This window comes from Streptomyces sp. 8N616, assembly GCF_052246385.1.
In the GTDB taxonomy this organism is placed as follows: Bacteria; Actinomycetota; Actinomycetes; order Streptomycetales; family Streptomycetaceae; genus Streptomyces.
Map to the genome: position 1 here is coordinate 24,939 of NZ_JBQQBY010000005.1, position 26,992 is coordinate 51,930.

A 26,992-nucleotide genomic window follows, 5' to 3' on the forward strand; every position below is an offset into this window, starting at 1 on the left:
TGCCGTGCAGCCCAACCCGTTCGAAGAGGTCACCGACGCCGCTGAACTGGCCGGACGAGTCCTGGCCCGGTTGCGTACCCGTGGTGACGCCCCGGTCGTCGACGAGCACAGCGGTGACGCGCTGGCCGACCGGATCGCCGGTCTCGCCGAGGACTTGGGGGACCGCGAGGTCCGGCCGGGCGAACTGGTCACGGTGGCTGCCGCGGAGCCCGTCCACACCGTGATCGGCTGCCTGGCCGCCTGGCTGGCCGGGGCGACGCCGTGGGTGGGTCCTGCTGATGCGCCCGCACGTTGTGAACTGCTCGCGGCGCACGGCAGTGTGCGGGTGCATCCGTACGAGGCGACCTGCGTGGACACCGCGCTCGTGGTCTCGGAGACGCTGGTGGGCTGCGTGGCCCATCCGCTCGGCGGCCTCGGCCGGCTGGAACTGCCGGCCGAGGCACCGGCCGCGGTGCAGGTCCTCGCCGACTGGCGGGTGGACACCTGGCTGCCGCTGGTCGTGGGCGCCTGGCTGGCAGGGGTGGACCGCCTCTCGCTGCGCGCGGCGGACACCACAGCCGCCGCCGATCCCAGCGCCCTGCTGGCCTGCCCGGCCGTACGGTTCACCGGTGCCCCGGCGCTGACCGAGCCCGGCGCCTACGCCGCCTGGCTGAGCTGGGGCAGCGGCTGCCCGGACCGGCTGCCACCGGCCGAGCAGCACCACCACGGCTTCGGCGACCACCTCGTGCTCGCCACCACCCGCCCGCAGCCGTCCGGCGGCGAACGCAGCGTGCGCGGAAGGGTGTACGGACGGCACCGCGTCTGCAACCCGGCCGGGCGGCCGCTGCCGGCCAACGCCTGGGGCCGGCTGGCCCTGGCCGGCCGGCTGCCGGTCATCGGCGACACGGTGGACTCCGTTGCCGAGGCGGTGCGGACCGAACCGGGTGAGCGGACCTGGGTGACCGACTACCGTGCCCGTAAGCGCAGTGACGGCAGCATCGAGTTCGACCTGCGCGAGCTGGACCCGCTCCGCTTCGCCGGCCGCCGCCTGGCACCGGCGCCGGTCGCACGCCTGCTGGCCACGGCGGGCCTCACCAACGCCGCACTCCTGGCCCGCGATCCGGACAGCGACCGTGCCCGCCTGGTGCTGTGCGCCGCGGGCAGCGCCCCTGGCAGCGCCACCGGCCCCGACACGGTCGAACGGCTCACCGCCGCGCTGCCCGCCTGGGCCGCGCCGCTCGGCGTGACCACCCTGCCCGCACTGCCGCGCGACGCCGACGGCGAGGTGGATCTGGCCCGCCTTTCCGCCGTGGCGCCGCCGGACGACTGGCTGCTCGCGCACACCGAGCGCGCCCTGACCGGTGACCGCGACACCCCCGTACGCCTGCGCGCCGTACCGGTCCGGGCCGAGACCGACGGCCTGCCGCTGCCGGACGGGTTCGCCGCAGGCGGCGGCCATTACCCGGGCACCCGGCTCGCCGAAGCGACGGGTCCCGAACTCGCGCCCCCGCCCGGCGACCTCATCGCCCGGCTGCAGCGGGCGGCCGGGACCGGCCGCGGCCTGCTGCTGATCGACGCCGAGGGCGACGAGCAGCCGCTGTCGTACCGCGCACTGCTGACCGGGGCGGCCCGGGTCGCCGCGTACCTGCGCGAGCAGGGCGTCGCACCGGGCAGCGAGCTGATCGTCCACTGCCCGCGCCCCGCGGACCTGTTCACCGGTATCTGGGCCTGCATCCTGCTGGGCGTGCTGCCGGTGCCGCTCACTCCGGCGACCCCGTACGACGCCGCGAGCAACCCCCTGTGGCACCTGCTCGGACCTGAGACGATGCTGACCGGCCGGGCCATCCTCACGACCGAGGCCCAACGGGACGCCACCGCACCGGTATTGGACAAGCGCGGGCTGAGCGCCGGAATGCTGACGCTGGAGGCCGCGCAGGCGTACGATCCGCTGCCCGCGGCGGACTGGACCCCGCGCCCGCCCGCGCTCATGCTGCTGACCTCCGGAAGCACCGGAGCCCCCAAGGGCGTCGCGCTCTCGCACCGCAATCTCGTATCCCTGGCCGAGGCGATCCGGGGCGAGTTCGGCCTCGACGGCGAGACCTCACTGAACTGGCTGGCGGTCGACCACGTCGGCGGCCTGGTGCAGCACCACATGCGGGACCTCTGCCTCGCCCACGACCAGATTCACGTGGACACCGGCTACGCGCTGGCCGAGCCGACCCGTCTGCTCGACCTGTGCGACAAGCACCGGGTCACCATCACCTGGATGGCCAACTTCGGCTTCAACCTCATCAACGAGCAGGCCGAGAAGATCGCGCAGGGGAGCTGGGACCTGAGCACGATCAAGGTGTGGGAGAACGGCGGCGAGGCGGTCACCCACGAGGGCAACCAGCGCTTCCTGGCGCTGCTGGCGCCGCACGGCCTGCGCCCGGACGTCATCAAGCCGGTGTTCGGCATGACGGAGACCAGTTCGGCCATCATCGGCGCCCACAACCTGGTCGCCGGACGGCAGGACTACGTGCACTGGCTGAGCGACACCGCGCTGGACTCCCCGGTGGAGCGTGCCCTGCCGGGCGAGGGCAGCCCGTTCGCGGAGGTCGGCGGGCCCATGGCCGGGATCTCGATGCGCGTCGTGGACGCCGGCGGCCGGGTCTGCCCGGAGGGTGTGAGCGGCCGGATCGAGGTCCGCGGACCGCAGATCATGGACGGCTACTACCGCAACCCGAAGGCCGACGCCGAGACGTTCACCGACGACGGCTGGCTGCGCATGGGCGACTGCGGCTTCATGGTGGACGGCAGCCTCGTGGTGACGGGCCGCGAGAAGGACGTCATCATCGTCAACGGCCTGAACTACGCGGCGCGGGCGCTGGAGAACACCATCGAGGCCGTTCCCGGCATCCGCCAGGGGTGCTGCGCGGCGGTCGCGGTCCGACCGACCGACGCGGTCACCGACGACCTGGTCGTCTTCTACAGCTCGGCCGCGGGTGCGAGCACCGACGCCGCCGCAGTCGAAGCGGCGCTGATCTCCGAGCACAACCTCCGTCCGGTGGCGCTGGTCGAGCTGGACCCGGAGCAGTGGCCGCGGACCGCGATCGGCAAGATCCGCCGTCAGCCGCTGGCCCAGGGCTTCCTGGCGGGGGAGTTCGCCGAGCGGATCGCCCTGCGCCGTGACAGCGGCCTGGGCGAGCGGGTGACGGTGCCCGCCTGGCACTTCGTACCGCACTGGGAGCCCGCCGCGGCGGCACCGGCCGGCGCCGCGCGCGTGCTGTGGCTGGGCGAACAGGCTCCCGCCGGGGCGGCCCTGGCCGCCACCAGCGGTGCCCCGTTCGACGGCTTCGACGCCGGCGGCCGCGCCCGCTACCGGGCCGGTCACGACGGCGATACGGCCGCCCTGCTGGCCGCCGCAACGGAGCGGGTGGGCGGTCTTGACGCGGTGATCGAGGCGAGTTGGCGTACGGCGGCGACCGGCGAGGACGCGGACACCGCCGTCCGCGCGCTGTCCGAGGCCCACACCGCATGGGACGCGCTCTGCCGGGCCGCGGCCCAACTGCCCGCACCACCCGCCATCACCCTCGCCACCCGCGCCGCGGCCGTGGTCACCGGCACCGAGCCGAGCATCGCGTACGCCGCGCTGCCGGGCGTGGCGGAAAGCCTGGGCCAGTCCCATCCGCAGCTGCGGATCGCGCTGGTGGACGGTGCGCCGGACGACGCGCTGCTCACCGAGAGCGCCGTACGGGGCCACACCCAGGTCGCCTACCGCGACGGCGTTCGCCTCGTCCGCGCCCTTCGGCCGCTGCCCGCACCGTCGATCCCGGCCACGCCGCGCCGCGTGCTGCGCGAGGGCGGGTCGTACTTGGTGGTCGGCGGTCTCGGTGGCGTCGGTGCCCACCTGTGCCGGCACCTGCTGCGGCAGTTCGGCGCCAGGCTGCTGGTGGTCGGGCGCAGCCCGGCCGAGGACGGCGACCCGCGGACGCAGACCCTGGCCTACCTGTCCGATCAGGCCGGGTCCGGCGGGGGGAGCGAGATCCGTTACGAGGCACTCGACGCCACGGATCCGGATGCGCTGCGTGCCGCGGTGGAGGCCGCGGAGAAGGAGTGGGGCGGCCCGCTCGACGCGGTGTTCAACCTGGTCGGTGAGGGCTCGGTGGCGGAGCAGCTCGATGCGCTGACCTCGCCGGGACAGGCGGATTCGGACGGGCTGCGCCGCCGTGCGGCCGACCGGATCCGGCTGTGCCACACGCTGGACGCGGTCCTGCGGGACCGCAGCACCTCGCTGGTGATGTTCAGTTCGGTCAACGGCTTCTTCGGCGGTGCCGGATTCACCGACTACGCCGGTGCCTGCGCGTATCAGGCGGCACATTCGGCGTGGAGCGGCCGGCGCGGCGGCCGCGAGAACATCTGCCTCGACTGGAGCATGTGGAAGCAGGTGGGCATGGCGGCCGGCGCCCCGTCCACCCTGGTCGAGCTCGCCGAGCGGCGGGGCTTCGCCGCCCTGACGCCCGCACAGGGCCTGGCCTCGCTGCACCTGGCCCTCGACTCCGAGGAACAGCGCACGCTGATCGGTCTGTCGGCCGCGGGCGACGCGGTGGCCGGGCTGCTGCCCTTCGGCACCGTCCGGTACGCGGTGGAGGCCGACGGCGTGGACGACCCCGCGGAGGTCGCGGAGCTGCTCGACCTGGCCCCGGCGAGCGTGCGCTGCGTACGCACCGCCGCCCGCCGTACCTCCGCCGTCCCCGCATCGCACACCGCGTCGCTGCTGGCGGTCTTCCGCGATGTGCTGGTGCGCCCGGAACTGAGCGAGGAGGACAACTTCTTCGCCAGCGGCGGCGATTCCATCCGGGCCATCCAGGTGGTCGCCCGCGCCGCCGAGCGCGGCTTCACGTTCAGCCCCCTCGACCTGTTCGAGCACAAGACGGTCGGCGCCCTGCTCACGCACCTCGCCGACCACGACCGGCTGGACGAGGTCCCGCTGGACGACGAGGCCGGGGACACGACGACGCCGGTCCCGCTGCCGCCGATCTTCGCCTGGTGGCTGGAGAAGGCCGAGCAGCCCGCGGTACGCGACCACCTCACCATGAGCATGCGCTACCGGCTGGACGGCGGCCTCGAACCGGCCCAGGTGGAAGCCGCGTTGGCCGCGCTGGTCGAGCACCACGACGCGCTGCGGCTGCGCCTGGTCGAGGAGCCGGAGGGCCTGCGGCTGACCACCGGTGAGGCGGCCGCGGACAGCCTGCGGTTCGAAGTCCACGACCTGAGCGCCGACAGCGACAAGGAAGGCCTGCGGGCCGACGAGATCGAGAGCGGGCTGCACCGCGGGGTGAACCCCGGCGATGGGCCTGTGGTGCGCGCGGCCCTCCTGCGCTTGACCGACCGGCCGTACGCACACCTGGTGGTGGTGATCCACCACGCGGCCGTCGACGGGGTGTCCTGGCGGATCATCGAGGAGGACCTGCGCCTCCTGCTCGACGCACAGCGAGGTGCGTCCGATGACGCCGGAACGACACTGCCGGCCAGGACCCTTGGGTTCATGGACTGGGCCCGCAGGGTGGCCCGGCGGGCCCAGCAGGTCGACGGCCGTGCCCTGGCCGACGCCTGGCTCGCCCGGCTGGACCGCTCCTCGGGCACGCTGCCCGGCACACCGGCACCGGCCGAGCCGCTGCGCGAGGCGGATACGGTGATTCTGAACCGCACGGTGCCGTCCGACACCCTCGCCCGACTGGCCGACGCCAGCGTGAACGAGGTGCTGCTGACGGCGGTCGGCTGGAGTCTCGCCGAGTGGATGGGCGCCGACGCGGTGACGCTCGACGTGGAAGGGCACGGACGGCTGCAGCGGGACATGCCGGTCGACCTCTCCCGTACGGTCGGCTGGTTCACCTCGATCGCCCCGCTGTGCCTGGACATGGCCGGCTGCGCCGCTCCCGCCGAGGCGCTGCAGCGCGTACGCCGGGCGACGAACGAGCTGCGCGGGCGCGACCTGGAATGGGGCATGCTGCGCTACCTGGACGCCTGCCCGCCCGGCCACCCGTTGCGGTCGCTGCCGGAGAGGCAGGTGAGCTTCAACTACCTCGGGGTTTTCGACAGTTCCGAGGAGACGAATGCGCTGCTGACGACCGTGCCCGGCTCGCTCGGGGCGGAACAGAGCCCGGACGCGGAGCGTCACTACCTGATCGACATCGCGGCACAGGTGAGCGGCGGGCAGCTGGAATTCGCCGTCAAATACTCGTCCGAGGTGCACGCGACGGCGGACGTCGAACGCTGGCTCGACCGCTGTGAGACCACCCTGCGCCAACTGCTGACCGGTGACGCGGACGCCGACGTGGCCGACATCGACCAGGACGAACTGCTGCTGGCCCTCGAGGAAGTCGGCTTCGGCACCGAGGGCTAGCGCGTGTGCGGCGGCTCTCCCCCGGCCCGCCCCTCGCGGGTCACGGGAGCAGCCCGCCGCATGCGACACGCTCCGCGTACACCTAGGAGACATCTGCATGACCGACCAGGCTGGAACCGACCGTTCACGCTGGACCGCGCTGTACGTGCTCTGCGTGGGCGAGCTCATGATCCTGCTCGACGCGACGATCGTGAACGTCGCGCTGCCCTCGATCCGGCAGGACCTGGACTTCTCCCAGAGCGACCTCGCCTGGATCGTCAACGCGTACCTGATCGCCTTCGGCGGCCTGCTGCTGCTGGCGGGCCGGCTCGGTGACCTGATCGGCAAACGGCGCATCTTCCTCACCGGGCTGACCGTCTTCACGGTCGCGTCGCTGCTGTGCGCCGTCGCGCAGAACCAGCTCATGCTGATCGTCTCCCGGTTCGCCCAGGGCGTGGGCGGTGCGCTGACCTCCGCGGTGATCCTCGGCATGATCGTGACGCTGTTCCCCGAGCCCCGGGAACAGGCCAAGGCGATCGGCGTCTACGGGTTCATCACCGCCTCGGGCGGTTCCATCGGCCTGCTCGCCGGTGGTTCCCTGACCTCCGCAATGAACTGGCACTGGGTCTTCCTGATCAACCTGCCGGTCGGCGTGGCGACCGCGGCGCTGGCCGTGCGCCATGTCGCCGACCCCGAGGGCATCGGCCGGGGGCAGCGCGCCGACGTCCTCGGTGCCGCGCTGCTCACCGCCGGCCTGATGCTCGGCGTCTACACCATCCTCGAGGTCGGCACGTGGGGCTGGCTGTCGGCGCGGACGCTGGGTCTGGGCGCAGCGGCCATCGCCCTGGTGACCGGATTCCTGGTCCGCCAGCGGCTCATCGCCAACCCGCTGATGCCGCTGCGGCTTTTCCGCTCCCGGCACGTCAGCGGGGCGAACATCATCGAGCTGCTGCTGGTGGCCGGGATGTTCGGGGTGTTCTTCTTCGGCGCCCTCTACCTGCAACAGGTCCTGGAATTCGACCCGTTCCAGGTCGGCCTCGGCTTCCTGCCCGCGGCCCTCACCATGGGGGTGACCGCGCTGCGGCTGTCCGGCCCGTTCTCCCTGCGCTTCGGCCTGCGCACCACGCTCGTGACGAGCCTCGGCCTGATCACCCTCTGCCTGCTGCTCTACGCCCGGACCCCGGCGGACGGCAGCTACGCGGTCGACGTCCTGCCCGCCATGATCCTGTTCGGGCTCGGCGGCGGCCTGGGCTTCCCCAGTCTGATGGCCATGGCCATGTCCGATGCGACCGAGAGCGACGCGGGCCTGACCTCGGGGCTGCTCGCCACGAGCTACCAGGTGGGCGGAGCGGTCGGCCTCGCGGTGCTGACCAGCATCGCCACCGGGCGCACCTCCGGCCGTACCGCCGCGGGCGAATCGGCCGACGCGGCACTCAACTCGGGCTATCACCTCGCCCACCTGGTCGCCGCGGCCCTCGTCGTCCTCGCGATCCCGGTCACCCTCGCCGTTCTGCGGAAGACCCCGCAGCAGGACGACGCCGCGGCGGAAGGTGCGGCGGAGACCAACCGGACGTATGCCGAGGCGGACTGACGCCGCATCGGCGACCAGCGACCCGGACCGACACGGACCGGGGTCGCTCGGTGGCGCTCCGGGGCCGCCGGTAAAGTATGCGTCGGCTTCGCCTCGTTGCGAGAGCATGAAGTCCTCACACATGAACAGCGCTGCTCGATCGGGAAGGGCCGATGACTGTAGATGCGGACGCGCTGCGGCGTGAATTAGTCGATGACCTGGCATCCGCAGGCTCCCCGCCGCAGGTCGAGGACGTCCGGGTCAAGTACCTCGGGCAGAAGGGCCTGATCACCGGCGTCATGCGGGGAACCGACTTCAGCGCCCTGTCCGCCGAGGAGCGGCGCTCGGTGGGGCAGACCATCGGCAGTCTGAAGTCGTTCGCGGAAGCGGAGATCAGCGCCGCGCGCAAACGCGCCGAGACGCAGGCCGCCCGCGAGCGCCGCCGTGGTCTGGTCGACCTCACCATGCCGGGCACCACCGACCGCACCGGCAGCGTCCACCCGGTGGCGTTCATCCAGATGTTCCTCGAGGACATCTTCCGCGGCATGGGATTCATGGTCGAGGCGGGCTACGAAGTCGAGGAGGAGTTCTACAACTTCGACGCGCTGAACACCCCCGCCGACCACCCGGCCCGGGACATGCACGACACGTTCTGGCTGGACAACGGGTCGCTGCTGCGCACCCACACCTCGGCGACCCAGGTGCGTTCGATGCGCCGCTACGGCGCGCCGCTCCGGGCGATCTTCCCCGGACGCTGTTTCCGGTACGAGTCCACCGACGCCTCCCACGAGACCACGTTCCACCAGTGCGAAGGACTCATGGTGGACACCGATGTGACGGTGGCGACGGTGCTCGGCGTCATGAAGGCGCTGCTGGCCAAGGTGTTCGAGCGGGACGTGACCGTGCGGCTGAGGCCCGGTTACTTCCCGTTCGTGGAGCCCGGCTTCGAGCTGGACCTCGGCTGCCTGATCTGTGAAGGCTCCGGCTGCCGCGTCTGCAAGCGCACCGGCTGGGTGGAGCTGATGCCCTGCGGCATGGTGCACCCCAACGTGCTGAAGGCCGGCGGGATCGATCCCGAGGTGCACAGCGGTTTCGCGTTCGGCCTCGGGCTCACCCGACTGGCGATGATGAAGTTCGGCATCCCGGACATCCGGCTGTTCGGGGCGGGCGACATCCGCTTCTACGAGCAGTTCCCCGCGACCGTCTGACCAGCCGCCTGCTCCACCGCGCCGAACCGAGACGAGTGAACCGGACGCATGAAGATCTCCCTGAACTGGCTCTCCGACTACGTCGACCTGGGCGGGCTGACGCCCGAGGCCGTCGCCGACCGGCTCACCCTCGCCACGGCGGAGGTCGAGGGTTTCGACGTGGTGACGAACCGGGCCGACAGCGCCGTGGTCGCCCGCATCACCGCCGTGGAGCAGATCGCACCCGCCACTGACGACTCGCCGGGTCTGCGTGCCGTCACCGTCGACACCGGCACCGGCACCGGCCGGCACACCACGGTCACTTCGGCCGTCGACGTCGCCGAGGGCATGCTCGCCGCCTACGCGCCGGTGGGCGCAGAACTGCCCGCCGGACGCCTCGAAGCCGCCCGGGTCGGCGGCCGTACGAGCGAGGGGATGCTCTGCTCGCCCTCCGACATCGGCCTGGGCACCGCGTCAGACACCGTGCTCCGGTGCCCGCCGGGCAGCGAGCCCGGCACGCCGCTGTCGAAGTGGATCCCGCTGCGCGACGTGCTCGTGGAGATCGACAACAAGAGCCTCACCCACCGGCCCGACCTGTGGGGCCACTACGGCTTCGCCCGGGAACTGGCCGCGATCCTGCACCAGCCGCTGCGCCGGCTCGACGTCACGGACCTGGCCGCCTACGACGCGCTCCCGGAGTTCCCGGTCACCAACGAGGGCGGCGAGGACTGCCCCGTCGTCACGGCGTTCGCGGTGGACGTGGCCGACAACGCCGCGTCCCCGCTGGAAATCCAGGCCCGGCTGCACGTGCTCGGGCAGCGCACCTTCAACGTGCTGGTCGACCTCACCAACTACGTGATGCTGGAACTGGGCCAGCCCACCCACGCGTACGACCGGGACCGGGTCGGCTCGCTGCGTGTCGCACCGGCCCACGGGGCCGCCGCCTTCCGGACCCTGGACGACCAGGAGCGCAGCCTGGTCGCGGATGACCTGCTCATCTGGGGTGATGCGGGTCCGGTGGGCCTCGCCGGGATCATGGGCGGCCTGGACTCCGGCGTCAGCCCCGGCACCCGGCGGGTCCTTCTCGAAAGCGCCAACTTCCGGGCTGCCCGGGTGCGGCGTACGTCGATGCGTCTCGGCCTGCGCACCGACGCCGGCCAGCGCTTCGAGAAGAACCAGCCGCCGTCCGTGACCCGCCTGGCGACCGGCCGGATCGTGCGACTGCTCGACGAGGCGGGCGCCCGCCCGGAAGCGACGAGCCGGTTCACGGTCCGCGGGGACCTGCGGGACCGCGTCCGCACCGTCGAGATGGACGCCGGGCACGTACAGCGCTGCGCAGGGGCGGACATCTCCGACGCCCAGGTCGACGCGATCCTCACCGCGCTCGACTTCACCACGAGCAGGAAGGACGGCCGGCTGGTCGTCGGCGTACCGGCGTTCCGCGGCGAGCAGGACATCGCGATCCCGGCCGATGTCGTCGAGGAGGTGCTCCGGGTGTACGGCTACGGCGAGATCGAGCCACGGCTGCCGGAGGCACGGCTGGAGCCGGTCGACCCCAACCCGGCCATCCGGCGGGAACACAAGGCACGGCGTATCCTCGCCGGCGCCCACGGCTTCGCCGAGATGCAGACGTATCTGTGGACCGATGACGACTGGCTGAGCCGGATCGGCTTCGATCCGGGCGAGGTGCTGCGGCTGCGCAACCCGATCGCACCCGAGAAGGCCCGGCTGCGCACCACCCTGCTGCCCAATCTGTTCAAGGTCGCCCAGGACAACCTCGGCAACAGCGACGAGTACGCCGTGTTCGAGATCGGCCGGGTGATCCTGGTCGGGGACGGGCGGCACGAGGAGGTCAGCCGGCTCGCCGGGGTCAGCGTGCGGCCGAGCCGGGGCGTGGCGCTGGAGGACCACTACCGCGAGGTCAAGGGAGCGCTGGAGGCGGTGGTGCGCACCATCGGCCGGGGCACGCTGCGCGCCGAGCCGGACAAGGTGGGCGAGGGCGAGGCCCCCTGGCGGGTGCCGGACCTCACCGCGGTGCTCAGCGACGACTCCGGGCCGGTCGGTACGGCCGGTGTGCTGTACGGCCCGATCCTGGACACGGTGACCCCGCAGCGGCAGGCCGTCTGGTTCGAGCTCGACATCGACCGGCTGACCGGGCCGCTCTACGCCACGGAGCAGTACCGGCCGTTCTCGGTGTACCCGGATTCCCGCCAGGACTTCTCCGTGCTCTGGCCGGTGGCCGGGACGTACGCCGGTCTGGAGCGGACCCTGGACGAGTTCAGCCACCCGCTCGTGCAGCGGCGCGAGTTCCTGCTGAGCTACAAGGGCAAGGGGCTGGAACCGGGGATCGGCAGCTACACGTTCCGCTACTGGCTGGCCCACCCCGAGCGCACCCTGTCCGGCGAGGACCTCGAGGAGTTCCGCGCAGGCTTCCTCCGCTTCCTCGACAGCCGGGAACTCAGCCTGCGGTAGAGCTACCGGGACTACGGCGTGGACCTGCCGCCACCGACGACCTGACGGAAAAGCGACATCTTTGCGGACGAGTGCGACGGCGCTGAGTCAAAACCGCGTCAGGTCCGTACTTACCGGCGCGACACCGCGGCGAGCATCCTCCAGGGTCCCGAGGCCGCTCGGTATCGCAACCGGGAGAGACCGACGGACGGGTGAGGTCATCTTGTGGGGGACAGCGGGATGCCTCGGCGCGCAACGGCCGTGGCCCGCTGGCCGAAGGACGGCTCCCGCGTCCTGTTTTCCTTCATCTGCGAGGTGTACGCATGTCTCGAGCAAGGCGGACCAACAAGCGTCGTTTTCTGGGAGTCGGACTGGCGGGTGCGGCCCTCATCACGGGGGCCGTGGCGACGGGTGCGGCCATGGCGGGGGAGGACGGCGAAGCCGGCGCATGCTCGTCCCTGGACCCGAAGTCGTCCGAGGTGGCCGCGAAGGCGCAGCAGGGCGGCGTCGTCGACCCCGCACAGCTGGACGGGCAGTTGGCCGGGCTGATGGCACTGGTCGGGGCTGAGCCGGACAGTCTGCAGAACCTCGACGACGCCCTGCGCGCGCTCCCGTCCGACAAGGCCGCGGTGGGGATCGAGGACATCGAGTTGGGCGGTGACGAGGCGCCGAAGGTCACGCTCAAGTCGCTCGACGGGAAGACGCCCGAGGCATGGGCGAAGGCCAACCCGAACGTCGACCTCCAGCCGTTCAACTCGCAGCTGGCCTCGGCAGGCGAGGGCCTGGCCGCGCTCCTCGGCGGCTCGGGGGGCCTGGAGAACCTTCAGGCGGCCTTCGGCCAGATAGCGGTGAACAACGCCATCGACATCGAGGACGTCGACATCGAGGACGTCGAGCTCGAACTCAAGAAGGCCGAGTCGGGCAAGGTACAGGTCAAGGCCAAGTCCCTCACCAACTGCGAGGAGTAGGCACCGGAGAAGGACCTCGTATGTGGGGGCGGGACGGCCACGCCGCCCGCCCCCACCGCCGCTGGATGGCCAATGTCACACCAGGGTGCGCGACTTGTGTCGCTCCGCCCGATCTCCGGGTGGTTGTCACTAGGGTTGGGTGGATGGGGATACTTAGCGAGCTCATCCGCGGGGAGGTCTGGTGAGCAGGCATGACGTCACCGATGAGCAGTGGGAGGGGCTTGCCGATGTCGTACCGCTGCGCGGCGGCGACGCCTGGCCGTCCTGGCCGGGCGAGCCCACGCTCCCCGGCCGGGGGCGGCCGGACGAGGGGAACGAGCGGGATGCACGGCGCTTCGTCGTTCTCCGAGTTCAGTGCTTTTCCGACGCCCGGCAGGTCGCCGAGTATCTGATGGGGCAGGTGCCGGTGCTGCTGGACCTCACGGGCGCGGAGGCGGACGTCGCCAAGCGCGTCCTGGACTTCTCCAGCGGTGTCACCTTCGGCCTGAGCGCGCGGATGCACCGTGTCGACAGGAACGTCTTCCTGCTGACCCCGGCCGGTACCGAGGTCGAGCAGCCCCGGCTGGGGGCGGCGGCGGGGGCTGTCGACTGATCGGGTAGCCCGATCGTAGGAAGACCGGGGCGGTGGAACGGTTCGGCTGACCGGCGGCTGCGTACGGTCCGCTCATGGACGCAACCCGCCTGGGCGCAGGGACGGCCACCGCCCCCGCCGCCTGCACCACTACCACCACCTTCGCCACGCCCGCCGTTCCCGGAACCGCCGCGGTTGCTGTTCCCGGAACCCCCGCGGTCGCCGTTCGGGGAACTCCCGCGGTCGCCGTTCCCGGAACCGCCGCGGTCGCGGCCGACCGCCCTGCGGTGACCGAACTGCGGCTCTCCTCCTACAAGTCGCACCGTGGCGCCGCCTTCCCGCTCACCCCGCTGACCGTCCTCGCCGGGCCCAGCGGCAGTGGCAAGTCCAGCGCGCTGGAGGCGTACGCGGCACTCTCGCGGCTCGGCGGCGGCGCGTCCCTCGGCGAGGTGTTCCCGGACGCCGCGGCCTGCGTGCCCGAGCGGGCGCGGCCGGACGCCCAGGGACGGCGCGGGATCCGGATCGGCTGCACGGTGGAAGGGCCTGCGGGCGAGGTACGTCTCGATGTCGCCGTGCAGGTCGAGCCCGAACTCCGTGTGGTGGGCGAGCGGTTGACGGGCAACGGGCAGGTGCTGCTGTCCACCGCGCTGCGCGACCCCGGGCGGCGTACCGTGCAGGCCGCCTGGCACACCGCGGGCTCCGTTCCGGTGACGCGGGCGCCGCTGCCGGACGACCGGCTGGGTACGGCGCTGCTGCCGCTGCGGGTCGCGGGCAAGACCGCCGGCCAGCGCATGGTGCTGGACGCCGCGGAACAGGCCGTCGTGGCGCTCCGCTCGGCCTTCGTCTGCGACCCGCGGCCGGACCGGATGCGAGCGCCTGTCCCGGTGGGGGAGGGGAGGCTGCAGGCCGGCTGCGGCAATCTGGCGGAGGTGCTGCGGCGGACCCGCGCGGAGTGCACGACCCGGCACGCCGCCCTGGTCGCGGCGTGCCATACGGGGTGCGCGGGAGCGGTGGAGGACCTGGCGGCCGAGGAACTGGGCGACGGGACCGTACGAGCTGTGCTGGACCGGGGAGCGCTCGGTGTCACGCCCGTCGGGCGGCTGGGGGACGGGGAGTTGCGGTATCTGGCCCTGGCGCTGGTGCTGCTGACCGGGCCCGGTGTACTGGAGATGGACCCGGCCGCCGAGGTGCTGCCCGCCCGGCAGGCGCTCACGGTCCTCGCGGACGGCCTGGACCGCTGCCTGGACCGGCGGCAGGTGCGGGAACTGCTCACGCTGGCCGTACAGATGGGGGAGCGGGGGCATGTGCGGCTGGTCGGGGCGGTGCAGGACGGGGGCAGCGCCGCGGGGGTGGAGGGGGTGTCGGTGGTAGACCTTGGGTGTGAACGAGGCCGCTGACTCCCCTGATTCCGCTGACTCCGCTGATTCGTCCGGCTCCGCCGGCTCCGCCGACTCCTCCCGTGAGGCCGTCCGCGAGACCGCCCATGAGACGGCCTGTGAGCCGGTCCATGAGACAGGACCCGATGACGTGCCGTCGCTGCAGCGCAGGCTGTCCGCGTTCGCGGCGGCGCGCGACTGGCAGCCGTACCACACCCCGAAGAACCTGGCCGCGGCGCTGAGCGTCGAGGCGTCGGAACTGGTGGAGATCTTCCAGTGGCTGACGCCCGAGGAGTCGGCGCGGGTGATGGAGGATCCGGGGACGGCGCACCGGGTGACCGACGAGGTCGCGGACGTACTGGCGTATCTGCTGCAGTTCTGCGAGGTGTTGGGGGTCGACGCGCTCGCGGCCCTGGCGGAGAAGATCGACCGGAACGAGCGGCGCTTTCCGATTCCGGAGAGTAAGCGCCCTGGTCGTCACTCTTTGGAGTGAGCGAGGCGTGGACCGGGGCACAGTTGTCCACAAAATTCGGAATCCCCCTAGCTTTTCTGGCCGTTGTCCATCACGCTGGGTAGTGGTCGGGTGACAGCTCCCGGCCGGTAGCCGCACAGAGCGTAAGGGGGACGCGCGGATGGATGCGGTTCGGTTGATCGGGGCCACTCGGCATGCCCTGGCCCAGTCGCTGGCGGCCGAGGAGATCGTGGCCGAGGCGTGGCAGGCACAGGCGCTTGCCCAGGCCGTGGGCAGCCACCTCGCGGCCAACGGCCCACTCGAGCTGCGGTCGGAGGCGCGCGGGCTGAGCGAGGCGGGTGGCCGGGCGTGCGGGGCGCTGCACCGGCACGGGTCCGACCGCGCGCGGGCGGCGCAGCTGTCCGCGGTGCAGGATCCGCGGAGCGTGCTGATCGTGCTCGGCGGGCTGCTCGGAGAAGTGGGCATAGCGCTGGTCGGGGTGGCCTGCGCGGCGGACGAGGAGACGCTCTACTGGCAGTGCATCGAGGCCATCGACGCCGCCGACGAGTCCAGCGACCGGGTGCGCGGGCTGCTGCGGCAGCTGGCGGCCCGCGAGCGCCTGCAGCCGGACTCCGCGGCGGAGTCGTCGTGAGGAGGTGCAGGATGGAGCCATGGATCTTCGAATCTTCACCGAGCCCCAGCAAGGGGCGGGCTACGACACCCTGCTCGCGGTCGCCAAGGCCACCGAGGACCTCGGGTTCGACGCCTTCTTCCGCTCCGATCACTACCTGCACATGGGATCGGCCGAGGGTCTCCCGGGGCCCACCGACGCCTGGATCACGCTGGCCGGGCTCGCCCGGGAGACGCGCCGGATCCGGCTCGGCACGCTGATGACCGCGGCGACCTTCCGGCTGCCCGGCGTCCTGGCCATCCAGGTCGCCCAGGTCGACCAGATGTCGGGAGGCCGGGTCGAACTGGGCCTGGGCGCGGGTTGGTTCCAGGAGGAGCACCGTGCGTACGGCATTCCCTTCCCCAAGGAGAAGTTCGCGCGGCTGGAGGAGCAGCTGGCGATCGTCACCGGTCTGTGGGAGACGGAGGTGGGCAAGACCTTCACCTTCGACGGCGAGTACTACCAGCTCGAGAACTCCCCGGCGCTGCCGAAGCCCGCGCAGTCCAAGGTGCCGGTGCTGATAGGCGGGCAGGGCGCGACCCGTACGCCGCGGCTGACCGCGCGGTACGCGGACGAGTTCAACATGCCGTTTGCGTCCGTGGAGGACAGTGAGCAGCAGTTCGGGCGGGTGCGGGCCGCCGCCGAGGCGATCGGCCGCAGCGGGGATGACCTCGTGTACTCCAACGCGCTGGTCGTCTGCGTCGGCAAGGACGACGCCGAAGTCGCACGCAGGGCCGCAGCCATCGGCCGCGACGTGGACGAGCTGAAGGAGCACGGGCTCGCGGGCTCACCGGCGGAGGTCGTCGACAAGATCGGCCGCTACGCCGGGACCGGCTCCTCCCGGATCTACCTCCAGGTCCTGGACCTCGACGACCTGGATCACCTGGAGCTGATCTCCTCCCAGGTGCAGACCCAGCTCGGCTGACGCACCGCGGAGAACTCGCCCGACGCACCGGTTCGTCTGCGGAGAGGAACCCGAGGAGCACCTGGAACGTGGCTGAGGAGCACTGAGATGCCCGTCCACACCCCCGCCGTACCGCTGGCCTCCGCCCTCGCCGAAGGGCCGGTCGTGCTGGACGGCGGGCTGTCCAACCAGCTTGCCGACCAGGGGTGCGACCTGTCCGACGCGCTCTGGTCGGCACGGCTGCTGGCCGACGCCCCCGAGCAGATCGAGGCGGCGCACACGGCGTATGTGCGGGCGGGCGCGCGGGTGCTCATCACGGCCGGTTACCAGGCGACGTACGAGGGCTTCGCCCGGCGGGGACTGGGGCGGGAGCAGACCTCCGCGCTGCTGCGGCGCAGCGTCGAGCTGGCCCGGCAGGCCGCGGAGGCCGTACCGGACGACGTATGGGTGGCGGCCTCAGTCGGCCCCTACGGCGCGATGCTCGCCGACGGCAGCGAGTACCGCGGCCGTTACGGGCTGAGCGTGCGCGAGCTGGAGCGCTTCCACCGCCCGCGGATCGAGGCGCTCTGCGGCGCGGAGCCGGATGTGCTCGCCCTGGAGACCGTGCCGGACGCGGACGAGGCGGAGGCGCTGCTGCGCGCGGTCGAGGGAACCGGGGTGCCGGTCTGGCTGTCGTACACCATCGCGGGCGAGGCCACCCGCGCGGGACAGCCGCTGGACCAGGCCCTCGCACACGCCGCGGACCACGACCAGGTGATCGCGGCGGGCGTCAACTGCTGCGACCCGCGCGACGCGGACCGCGCGGTGGAGATCGCCGCGGAGATCACCGGCAAGCCGGTCGTCGTCTACCCCAACAGCGGGGAGACGTGGGACGAGCGGGCCCGTTGCTGGCGGGGCGGGCCCACCTACGACCCGTCCCGGGCACGGGACTGGCGAGCCGCGGGCGCCCGCCTCATCGGCGGCTGCTGCCGCGTGGGCCCGGAGCGGATCGCCGAACTGGTGCGGCAGCTCAAGGGTTAGGGCAGGGTTAGGGCCTGTCGTCAAACGTGCGGCCTGCGGGCGATGCCTGGTACGCACCCCCATGCCGCTTGCTGAATGTCCTCGTAGCCACGTACGAGGACATTCCGGCGCCCGCGTCGCGGTCGCACGCACCAGACCCCGCGCGGCCCGCCCTTCGGGCGAACGACCTCACCCTTGACGAGAAGCCCTACCTGGCCCGGCGCCGGTACTGCCCCGGGGCCACTCCGTATTCCCTTTTGAACGCCTTGGCGAAAGCGAACTCGGAAGTGTAGCCGGCACGTTGGGCGACCGCGCGCATCGGCAGGTCCTCCTCGCGCAGCAGGCGGCCCGCGATCGTCATGCGCCACCACGTCAGGTACGCGAGCGGGGAGCGGCCCACCAGTGCGGTGAACCGCCGGGCGAACGGCGCCCGCGACAGGCCGCCGCGCGCCCCCAGCGACTGAACCGTCCACGGGTGCTCCGGATCGCCGTGGATCGCGCGCAGCGCGCGCCGACCGCCGGGTCCGACAGTGCCGCCGACCAGCCCGTAGGAGGGCCGCCGCCGAGCCGCTCGCGCAGCCACCAGGCGCGCAGGATGTACAGCAGCAGCGTGTCGATCAGCGACGTCACGATCGTGTCGGAGCCGGGCTGCGGCTCCTCCAGCTCCATGCCGAGCAGCTCGACGGCCGCGCGCAGCGAGCGGTGCGAGCCGACCCGCGCGGGCACGTGCACCACCTCGGGCAGCTTCAGCAGCAGCGGGTGTGCGCGGGCCCGGTCGAGCTGGTAGGCACCGCACAGCAACACCGCCGTCGGCCGGTCGCCGTCCGGTTGCGGCGGAGTCGGCAGCGGGGGCCAGGAACCGTCCGGCTCCAGAGCGAACTCCTCCAGCGCTACGCCCGGTTCGCTGGCCAGCGCGTGCCCGCGCCCGTGCGCGAGGAACACCACGTCGCCGGGGCCGAGCGCGACCGGCTCGGCGCCCCCAGAAGGGATCAGCCACGCGGACCCCTGCAGCACTGCGACTCGGCTACGAGGCCGCGGGCGTCGTCGGGTCGGTCGGCGAGGAGGTGACGGAGTTCGCCGCGGGCAATCCGGTGATGACCGGGCCCGGCATCGAGATGAGCGCACAGGGCGTGTAGGCGGAGCGGGTCGTGCTGCCCGAGACCGCCGTCGTATCGCGCCCCGAGTCGGTGGACGCGGTCGCGGGTGCCGCGGCCTGGCTCACGTACACGACGGCGTACGGGGCTCTGCTGGAGACGGCCGGCCTCCGGCCCGGTGACCACGTACTGATCACGGGCGCGTCCAGCGGGTGGGTACGGCGGCGATCCAAGTGGCCCGGCGTATCGGCGCGGTTCCTCTGGCCACGACGCGCACGGGGGCGAAGAAGCGGGAACTGCTGGACCTCGGGGCTGCCCACGTCATCGTCTCGGAGGGGGAAGACGTGGCGAGGGAGGCCAGGCGGCTCACCGGCGGCCGCGGTGCCGAGGTGATCTTCGACGCGATCGGCGGCCCCGGCTTCCGCCCGCTGGGCGAGGCCCTTGCGGGGCGGGTTGATGAAGTAGCCCGTTCCGACGTGCAGTTCCCCGGCGCCTCGGCGAGCGCGCGCATGTTCGCCATGATCTTGTGGTGGTCGTCGCGCTGGTGCATCTGGACGTGCAGTTCCACTACAGGCCGCTGGCCACACCGAGGCCGCCGCATGGCCGTATGGCCCCCATGAGACATCCCTCATCTCTCCTCCACCGGTGCCCTCGGGCTCATTCGGGCCTGCGGATCCGGCAACCGTGCCGACTCCTTGTGCCCAAGGTGGGCCATTCGGGGTCAATCTTCGGAGTGAATGGCAAGAGGTTTGAAGTAAGGGATGCGACGTTGAGGAAGCAGTGACAGGAGGTCTCCAGAGCGCCGCTAAAATTCATCGAAGACCCCAGGTGATCGTCGGCATGGCCGCTTCCGAATATTCTGGTGCCGCTGGTAAGCCACGTCTCCTGCGGTGGCTGACCCGTATCCGCAGGGACCTCCACACCCGTCGGGTGATGGGGAAAGGCTTCGACCAGTCGCGAAAGTGGCGGGTACCCAAGAGAGGCTTGCGCGTCCCCGCCGTCGTCCTGACGATCTGCGGTGCCGTCATTCTACTTGCCCTGGCAGGCCTGGCCCTGGTCACGGTCATTGACGAACCCGAGACGGGACTCTGGTCGATCCTTTCCGATGCGGAGGATCGATGTCAAAACCACGGCCTGTCCTGTGGAATTCTCTCAACGATCTTTATGCCGCTGCTCACCCTCGCACTGGCCACCGTCACGTATCTGGTCTTTCGCTTCACTCGGGTGCGAAAGTCCTATCTGCGCAAGGCGCATCGGAAGCCGCACGAACTCGTAGAGACAGCGGGCAGCATCTTCGGGAACGTGGTCGGTCGCGACCAACTGTGTTCTGTCCTCATGGAGGATCTGCGGGATCGCCAGTTCCGGCGGACACACGTGGTCGTCGGCGGAGTCGGCACTGGCAAGACGGCATTGATGGTCCTACTCACGGAGAAGCTCGCCGCGCAACACGCCGTTCCCATTCCACTCCGCTTGCGCGATGCCGGAACAGATCTTGACTTCCATCAACTGGCCTTCGACCGCTTCTGCAGAGAGGTGCAGGCCGACCTGCGCTCGAGTAGCGAAGGAGAGAAGGTGTGGCGGCGACTATGCCAGCAAGGGCGGATTGTCGTGCTGGCCGATGGTCTCGAGGAGGCAATGACCGACGGAGACCTGGCTGAGGAACGCGCCACCGTCATCCGGCTTGCCATCCGCCGGGCCAACGATGAAGAGCTCCCGCTGATCATTGCATCACGGCCGCACGATTCCCTCAGGGGGATGGAAGCGTCTGTCACCGATCTCGAACCGCTGAGCGAAGAGGCGGCGCTCAGCTACATCGCATACGGCGTCGGCTGGGAGGACCGGCAGCGACTTGACTGGATCGTCGAGACGGCCGGCATCGCCGAGGCACCCATGTATCTACAGATCGCCAGCGACCTCCATCGAGAAAGGCTACTGGAACACGCCTTGCCCGGGTCTGCGGACGAGGCGGTGGAGACACGTGGTGGCGATCAGGCAGCGCTGAGATTCAACCTGCTCGACACCTGGATCAAAGCACTCATCATCGGCCGCTTCCACCCGGAGCTCACGCTGAGCCAGGAGGAACGGCGGGTGACGATCGAATACCTCTCGGCATTGGCGTGTGTCGGACTCGCAAACGACGCGTCGGAGGTCAAGTTCGCCGACCTCGTGGATGGATACAGGCCGTCGAAGAAGCCAACGCAGCCGACGGAATCCGACGAGCCTAAGAAGCCGCCCTACGCGGAGATCTGCCGAGAACTCAAAAGCAGGCTCAAAGGAAGCAAGCTCGACATTCGCCTCGCCGCGACCTGGGGCGCCCAGATGGGGCTGGTGGAGATCCGCGGTGACCGTGTCCGCTTCCAGCACAGCATCATGCAGGCACACCTCGGAGCGCGGTTCATGAATGCCGTGATCCACCAGAATGTGCCGGAAAGGGCAGAGCGCGGCACGTACTTCCCGGGAGCGCTCGAGGACCCGGGGCGTGAACTGTTGATCGCCATGGTTCTCTACTCCCGAACCCTCAATGGGTCGTGCACCCACGAGCAGACACCCACGGGCGAAGGGACACTCGGCGGTGGGGAAGCGTGGTGCCCGGTCTCCGGTGCACGGGACATTCTCGTCAACGCCGCCGGCCAGGCGCGGAAGGCGGGGAAACGGCAGACGGATGGGCAAGAACCGCACGGCTCCGACAACCCACTCCGCCTAAGCCAGGGTCACCACACCAAGGCTCTTGAGCTGTACACGGCTGCGCTCGAGATCGACAGCGTGGACGTGCAGTCGAAGCAAAAGGCGATCGCATGGGAGCTACTCGAGTGCTGGCCGGACCTGCGAGCTCGGGATACACACACCTTGCAGACGGCCAAAGCGCTGTTGGTGAGACGTTTCGGGGACGCGCTGCGCGGTCTCGCCCGAAGGGGAAACAGCAATCCCGCCTATAAGGAGCTCTTCACGATCGCCAGCCTTGAACCGTCGTACGCGATCCGGGTGGCCATCGCACAGGAGATCGGAGCCGGCGGTGACGTCGCCTTCGCCGCGCTGCATCCCTGCCTCCGCGGGCCTGAGGAAGCCGACGATCAGCCGGTGAAGCGCGAGAAGGACTGGCAAGGGACGCTCTGGGAAGAGCAGCAGCAGGACATCGAGGCAGAGATGCGCAGCGAAGAGCCTTCCCGGGCGGAGGGAAGGATCGTGCGCCAGAAGAGGGAGCTGAAGGAACAGGAGAAGAAGCGGGACGAAGACCTCAAACGTGAGTGTGAAGAGCGCGACGCCGAGGAGCGGACATTCCGCAACAATATCCTCTGTGCCTGGCTCATCCCCCTGCTCGTGGGCTCGGTCACCACCAAACGTCACCACGACACGCCATTCGCGTTCCTCGAAAGCTGGGTGCAACGAGTGGGCGCAGGCGGAGAGAACCATGGGGGGAGCCTGGACCTGACCGTGGAAGTGGCCCTCGCACAGGGTTTCAAGTTCGCGGCCAACCGACGGCATCGCCACCCGCACGCCCGTCCGGCGGCACGGGAGTACCTCGCCGAGCAGGCATGGGAAATGCTCAAGCGCACGCGGTTCTGGTTCTCCCGGCTCACGCTCCTGCATGCCCTGACCCTTTGGGCGCTGCCGGACGGTCCTCACGTGCCACCACCCGAGCGTGGGCACGGTTCGGATCCGGCGGAACAGGTACGGCAATGGCTCGCACTCCCGGACGGGGAGCGACAGCACCCCTTTGTCGAGGCGGCCGCCGAGCTCTCGGTCTGGACCCTTGAAACCCGACGGCCCGAACGGTTCATGTGGATCGATGAGAGTGGCGTCGTCGCTCACGTCGGCTCTGAGACGGCCCCACAGGGCGAATCACGGAAACACCACTTGTGGATCCCGCCGTCCACGGGGTGGAGCGCGTTGCATCCGAGCGCCCGGCAGCTCCTGGCTGACGTGCTCCTGCTACTCAACCTCGCTGAGAGAGGTGATTGGCCCAAAGACCGGCTCCGGCGCCTGCACCACACGGACCGCCCGGATCTGCCACCGTGCCTCACTCATGATCGCAGCCCTCTGGCCCCAAGCCGGACGGTGGTCAGCACAGCTACCTCGCAACCGGGGTCGAACTGCAGGGACGACTGCTCCTTCGAGCTATGTCCCTATCCCCCCGCCGGCCTCGAGGGCCACCGGGTGGAATTGAACGCGGCCTTCTGCCGGGCGCAGGCAACACAGCTGTCACGATCTCTGTTCGCTCGCAGGGCGATGTGGCAGAGAAAGACGGATGTAACGGACCTGAGGCAGTTTTGGGAGCTCATGGGAAAGCGAGGGCAGCCTGCCACATGACGGCCGTCCGGCCAGTCCCGATGGTCTACAACACCGCTCCTGCCGCTCGGCCGGCGCTGGGGCGGCACAGGACCGCCGCACGGCGGGCCTCCGGCTCCCGGGGGGTGCGGCACACCCGGGTGAACGGCGGCCTGGCTGCCACTGCCGATGCGCCGGAAACTGACGCCAGGACGCCCACCGGAGGCGCGCCTCATCCCGGCCCTTGTAAGGACGCAGCCAACTTCTCCGTCGGTGCGAGGTTCTGTCGGGCCACGTCCTCGTCCGACGGCGTGAGCTCTCCCGCCGACGAGCGCAGCAGTGTGAACGCCTCGGCGGTCGGGCTGGCCGGTTCCGCCTGGTAGACGACGAGTTGCTGGTGGGGGGCGCCGTTGACGGTGAAGGCGGAGAACTGGATCTCCAGGTCCCCCACCTGAGGGTGCCTGAGGTTCTTGCCCTCCTGGGCCTTGCTCTTCACCTCGTGCCTGGCCCACAGCTCAGCGAACTCGCCGCTCTGCTCTGACAGGGTCTCCACGACCTCAACGATCCGGGGGGACTCGGGATCATATCCGTACGCCGCGCGGAGTTCCGCGACGCAGGAGTGTGCGGCCCGGTCCCAGTCCGGGTAGAAATCGCGGCCCGCCGGGTCGACGAACACCATACGGGCGAGATTGTCGAATCGCTCGAAGCCGCTGTGCAGCGCGATGGCGAGGGCATTGCACGCCAGAACATCCAGGGCGGGGCCAAGGGCGAAGGCCGGGGTCTGGGACCAGCCGTCCATGAGCCGCAGAAGCTGGGGACTGACGTCCGCCTGGCCGTGGCGGCGCCGCCATGAACCGCCGAGGGTGAGCCTGCGCAGGTGGTCGGCGGCTTCCTCGTCCAGTTGCAGCGCCTGGGCAAGGGCGTCGAGGACCTGTGACGAGGGGCTGGCCTCCCGGCCCTGCTCGAGCCGCATGTAGTAGTCCGAACTCACGCCGGCCCGCAGGGCCACCTCCTCCCGTCGCAGCCCTCGCACACGGCGGCGACCGCCCGCGGGCAGCCCCACATCCTCCGGGCTGAGGGCTTCGCGCCGCGCTCTGAGGAACTGGCCCAATGGCGATGCGTCGCTCATGGCTTCAGGCTAGGCGATCGGGACCGCGGCCGGGCGCCGCGATCAGCGAATGACGGGATGGCGGAGACGGCACGGGCGCCGGCGTCCTCAGCGGCGTCGAAGTACGCGACCCAGTCCGGCACGGCGTCGCCGAGGCCGCGCCGAGCGCACCAGCCTGCTCGCTCCCGGGGACAGCGTGCGTTGACTTGGAGGCGCGGCCGGCCGTCGTTCTCCGTTACCGTCCCCGGCTGGAATCGTCGGCGGGTTGTGGCATGGCCTGGATGCCGATGGTCGTCAGGAGCGCGAACTGCTCCGACGTCGCGGTGCCTGGCGGTGCCGAGTAGGCGGCGATGCGCAGGTCGCTGCCGGGCACAGTGAGGGTGTCGCAGTCCACGGTGACGGCTCCGAGATCCGGGTGGTGGACGATCTTGCTGTCAGTGGTGTGGAAGCCCACGGTGTGGGAGGCCCACAGCTCGCTGAAGCGGTCGCTTTCGCGTCGCAGGTCGGCGATCAGTGATCGCAGTGGCTTGTCCTGCGGGTAGCGGGCGGTGGAGGAGCGGAGATCGGAGACGAGAGCTATTTCGAACCGGACCTGCTGCTCGTGGGTGTGTGTGGCGCGGCTGGGCAGGCCGGTGAAGTGCCGCCAGGCGATGTTCCGTTCCCTTCCTCGCCAGGCGGACGGGTCGCCGACGAGGGCGGCCCACAGGGGGTTCCAGGAGATGAGGTTCCAGGAGGCGTCGTGGACGCTGAGCGGGGTGTGCCGCAGTTGGTCGAGCAGCCGCTGGACGCTGGGCGGGATGTACGGGGAGATGTCTCCGGCGGCAGGCGGGGCCTGACCGGCGAGCCGGAAGAGGTGGTCGCGCTCGGGCTCCGAGAGGCGCAGGGCGCGGGAGAGGGAGGCGAGGACCTGGGCGGAGGGCGAGGTGGCGCGGCCTCGCTCCAGACGGACGACGTAGTCGACGGAGAGGCCGGCCAGCTGGGCCAGCTCTTCTCGCCGCAGTCCGGGCGCTCGCCGGACACCGCCCGTCGGGAGTCCGATGTCCTGGGGACTGGTCCGGTCGCGCCATTGGCGCAGTGCTATGCCCAGGGCCGCGTGGTCTTCGCTCACCATGCCATTATCCGCCCGGCGTCCCGCCATAGCCTGGTACTGCCGGACCCCCCGCTGGTCGGGGCTCTGTCTGTCCACGTGTACGGCGCGCACGCTGAAGGACATGACAGTCACCGTAATCACCGGAGCGAACAAAGGGCTCGGTTTTGAGACCGCCCGTCGGCTCATCGAGCAGGGACACACCGTATACGTGGGCGCGCGTGACGCCCGCCGGGGGGAGGAGGCCGCGAGGGCCCTGGGGGCCCGCCCGCTGCTGATTGACATCACCGATGACCAGTCCGTCACCGCGGCGGCCGAAGCCGTGCGGGCCGAGGCCGGACACGTCGACGTTCTGATCAACAACGCCGGCATCGCCGGTCCGGCCTCGCCGACCGGCGAACTGACGGCCGCAGATCTTCAGCAGGTGTACGACACCAACGTCTTCGGAGCAGTGCGTACCGTTCGCGCCTTCCTGCCCCTGCTCGAGGTCGCGAACAGCCCGGCCATCGTCAATGTCAGCAGTGGCCTCGGATCGCTCGCCATCAACGCCGATCCGGCCGCCTACACCGCCATCCTTCCGGCCTGGGCCCCGCTTCTCGCCTACAACTCCTCCAAAGCGGCCCTGAACATGTTGACCGTGCTGTATGCGCAGAAATACACTCAAATCCGGCTTACTGCCGTCGATCCCGGGTTCACCGCAACAGACCTCAACGGTCACCAGGGCACGCAAAGCGTCGAGGAGGGAGCCGCGGTGATCACCGCTGCGGCCACCGCCGGTCCGGACGCGCCTACCGGCACCTTCCTCGGAGCCTCGGGACCCGTGCCCTGGTGAGCTTCCCGGCAGCCGCTGCACCGCCGGCCACCCGGCACCACCTCATCAGCCCCATTCGGCCCTCCGGGCCGCCTCGCGCAGGGAGAGACAGCATGACCACGGCCCACGACACCGCTCTCGACGTCGCCAAGCGATTTTTCACCGCCTTCGAGGGACGCGACCGCGACGGCGTACTCGACGTGCTCGCGCCCCATGCCAACATCACCATCCCGCTGTCCATCGAGGGCACGCCCGAGCCCTGGTACGTCTTCGACGGCCGGGAGCACGTCATGGGGTACATCGACTCGGTCGTGGCGAAGTTCGACCGCATCGCCTTCCTCGACAAGGTCTACACGGTGAGCGAGGACGCCAAGTCGGTATTCCTGCAGGCCAACGGAGATATCCTCTCCACGGCGGAGCAGCTGGTCTACCGCAACGTGTACATCTTCCGGGTCGACATCGAGGACGACAAGATCGTCAAGGTGTGGGAGTACGCCAACCCCGTCGCGTATGCCAACCTCGGCATCGAGAACTCGGAAGCCGAAGCAACCGCCCAGGCACGCTGATCCCGGCCGCTGCCCGGAGCCTTGAGTTTCGGACAGCGGAACCCTGCCTCACTTCGTCTCGGTGAGCAGTTCGCGCGTCTCGTCCATGCCCTCATGGTGTGCCGAGCCCGCCGCGCGGCCCGCCGCAGCCACCCCGGCTCAGCCATTGCCGCGGCATACGCGGCTCGTTGGGCCGATCCCGGACGGCCAAGCGGCACCGCAGCGAGATCCGTGATCTGACCGGTCGGCGCGAGTGAACCGGCACCGGCCTGGTGAAGCTGAGCTCGTGGCTCGTCGATGAGATCTGGCACGACGAACGGCGCGGGGAGCCGATCCGCGCCGAACTCCTGGGGCACATGCGCGTCGAGCGGATCGAACCGCCGACATCCCACCAGGTCACGACGCTGATCCGCTCCGCGCGGAGTGAAGCGGACCGGACGGCGCACAGGTCCGCGAATCTTCTTGAGGCCGGCGGCGTCCGGCTCGGTGTCGGCTCCGGCCGGGTCGGTGAAGACCAGGGCGTCCAGCCGCCGCGCACACCCGCCTTGCGCTGAAGGCGGGCGGCGACCTCGTCCATCGCGCGGTCCTCGG

19 protein-coding genes and 1 pseudogene are annotated in these 26,992 nt (G+C 70.7%); 16 read left to right on the plus strand and 4 right to left on the minus strand.

Going from position 1 to position 26,992, the window contains the following annotated elements; all coding sequences use genetic code 11:
* The first annotated feature begins 4 nt into the window (after positions 1-4).
* From ACTWQC_RS05960 to mmuM, 11 genes are all read left to right on the plus strand, one after another.
* Complete coding sequence (locus ACTWQC_RS05960; RefSeq protein ID WP_443314472.1) at positions 5-6,364, plus strand: SDR family NAD(P)-dependent oxidoreductase; 6,360 nt, start codon at positions 5-7, stop codon at positions 6,362-6,364.
* A 97-nt stretch (positions 6,365-6,461) separates the two neighbouring features.
* Positions 6,462-7,934, plus strand: coding sequence for an MFS transporter (locus ACTWQC_RS05965; RefSeq protein ID WP_443314473.1), 1,473 nt, complete (start codon positions 6,462-6,464; stop codon positions 7,932-7,934).
* A gap of 152 nt (positions 7,935-8,086) precedes the next feature.
* On the plus strand, positions 8,087-9,121 hold the full coding sequence (pheS, locus tag ACTWQC_RS05970) for a phenylalanine--tRNA ligase subunit alpha (RefSeq protein WP_443314474.1): 1,035 nt from the start codon (positions 8,087-8,089) through the stop codon (positions 9,119-9,121).
* Positions 9,122-9,169: 48 nt separating this feature from the next.
* On the plus strand, positions 9,170-11,572 hold the full coding sequence (gene pheT, locus ACTWQC_RS05975; RefSeq protein ID WP_443314475.1) for a phenylalanine--tRNA ligase subunit beta: 2,403 nt from the start codon (positions 9,170-9,172) through the stop codon (positions 11,570-11,572).
* Positions 11,573-11,874: 302 nt separating this feature from the next.
* Positions 11,875-12,519 (plus strand): hypothetical protein, encoded by a 645-nt coding sequence (locus ACTWQC_RS05980; RefSeq protein ID WP_443314476.1) that lies wholly within the window; start codon positions 11,875-11,877, stop codon positions 12,517-12,519.
* Positions 12,520-12,700: 181 nt separating this feature from the next.
* Positions 12,701-13,111 carry a cell division protein SepF gene (locus ACTWQC_RS05985; RefSeq protein ID WP_443314477.1) on the plus strand — a complete coding sequence of 137 codons (411 nt, stop codon included), beginning with the start codon at positions 12,701-12,703 and terminating at the stop codon, positions 13,109-13,111.
* A gap of 74 nt (positions 13,112-13,185) precedes the next feature.
* Positions 13,186-14,487, plus strand: coding sequence for an AAA family ATPase (locus ACTWQC_RS05990; protein ID WP_443314478.1), 1,302 nt, complete (start codon positions 13,186-13,188; stop codon positions 14,485-14,487).
* Between the two features lie 130 nt (positions 14,488-14,617).
* Positions 14,618-14,959 carry a nucleotide pyrophosphohydrolase gene (locus ACTWQC_RS05995; protein ID WP_443314654.1) on the plus strand — a complete coding sequence of 114 codons (342 nt, stop codon included), beginning with the start codon at positions 14,618-14,620 and terminating at the stop codon, positions 14,957-14,959.
* A gap of 139 nt (positions 14,960-15,098) precedes the next feature.
* A complete protein-coding gene (locus ACTWQC_RS06000; protein ID WP_443314479.1) occupies positions 15,099-15,569 on the plus strand; it encodes a DUF6099 family protein in 471 nt (156 codons plus the stop codon).
* Positions 15,570-15,588: 19 nt separating this feature from the next.
* Entirely contained in the window at positions 15,589-16,512 is a 924-nt protein-coding gene (locus ACTWQC_RS06005; RefSeq protein ID WP_443314480.1) for an LLM class F420-dependent oxidoreductase, read from the plus strand.
* A gap of 87 nt (positions 16,513-16,599) precedes the next feature.
* Positions 16,600-17,511, plus strand: coding sequence for a homocysteine S-methyltransferase (gene mmuM / locus ACTWQC_RS06010; protein ID WP_443314481.1), 912 nt, complete (start codon positions 16,600-16,602; stop codon positions 17,509-17,511).
* A 187-nt stretch (positions 17,512-17,698) separates the two neighbouring features.
* On the opposite strand, the pseudogene ACTWQC_RS06015 reads toward mmuM, so the two are convergent.
* Positions 17,699-18,504: pseudogene (locus ACTWQC_RS06015) on the minus strand (AraC family transcriptional regulator); the annotation flags it as partial.
* A gap of 10 nt (positions 18,505-18,514) precedes the next feature.
* Positions 18,515-18,817 carry a hypothetical protein gene (locus ACTWQC_RS06020; RefSeq protein WP_443314482.1) on the minus strand — a complete coding sequence of 101 codons (303 nt, stop codon included), beginning with the start codon at positions 18,815-18,817 and terminating at the stop codon, positions 18,515-18,517.
* Here ACTWQC_RS06020 and ACTWQC_RS06025 point away from each other — a divergent pair, their 5' ends adjacent.
* Together ACTWQC_RS06025 and ACTWQC_RS06030 are read left to right on the plus strand one after the other, a co-directional pair.
* Complete coding sequence (locus ACTWQC_RS06025) at positions 18,818-19,204, plus strand: zinc-binding dehydrogenase (protein WP_443314483.1); 387 nt, start codon at positions 18,818-18,820, stop codon at positions 19,202-19,204.
* A gap of 220 nt (positions 19,205-19,424) precedes the next feature.
* Complete coding sequence (locus ACTWQC_RS06030; RefSeq protein ID WP_443314484.1) at positions 19,425-22,892, plus strand: NACHT domain-containing protein; 3,468 nt, start codon at positions 19,425-19,427, stop codon at positions 22,890-22,892.
* 190 nt (positions 22,893-23,082) lie between these two features.
* Here the strand turns inward: ACTWQC_RS06030 and ACTWQC_RS06035 are convergent, their stop codons facing one another.
* Together ACTWQC_RS06035 and ACTWQC_RS06040 are read right to left on the minus strand one after the other, a co-directional pair.
* Positions 23,083-23,979 (minus strand): helix-turn-helix transcriptional regulator, encoded by an 897-nt coding sequence (locus tag ACTWQC_RS06035; protein ID WP_443314485.1) that lies wholly within the window; start codon positions 23,977-23,979, stop codon positions 23,083-23,085.
* Between the two features lie 214 nt (positions 23,980-24,193).
* On the minus strand, positions 24,194-25,069 hold the full coding sequence (locus tag ACTWQC_RS06040) for a helix-turn-helix transcriptional regulator (RefSeq protein ID WP_443314486.1): 876 nt from the start codon (positions 25,067-25,069) through the stop codon (positions 24,194-24,196).
* Between the two features lie 100 nt (positions 25,070-25,169).
* Between ACTWQC_RS06040 and ACTWQC_RS06045 the strand changes: the two genes are divergently transcribed.
* The 3 genes from ACTWQC_RS06045 (at position 25,170) to ACTWQC_RS06055 (ending at position 26,955) form a co-directional block, all read left to right on the plus strand.
* Positions 25,170-25,877: an SDR family NAD(P)-dependent oxidoreductase gene (locus tag ACTWQC_RS06045; RefSeq protein WP_443314487.1), complete on the plus strand. Its 708-nt coding sequence runs from the start codon at positions 25,170-25,172 to the stop codon at positions 25,875-25,877.
* 92 nt (positions 25,878-25,969) lie between these two features.
* Complete coding sequence (locus ACTWQC_RS06050; RefSeq protein WP_443314488.1) at positions 25,970-26,422, plus strand: nuclear transport factor 2 family protein; 453 nt, start codon at positions 25,970-25,972, stop codon at positions 26,420-26,422.
* A 251-nt stretch (positions 26,423-26,673) separates the two neighbouring features.
* Positions 26,674-26,955 carry a hypothetical protein gene (locus ACTWQC_RS06055; RefSeq protein WP_443314489.1) on the plus strand — a complete coding sequence of 94 codons (282 nt, stop codon included), beginning with the start codon at positions 26,674-26,676 and terminating at the stop codon, positions 26,953-26,955.
* Positions 26,956-26,992 lie beyond the last annotated feature (37 nt).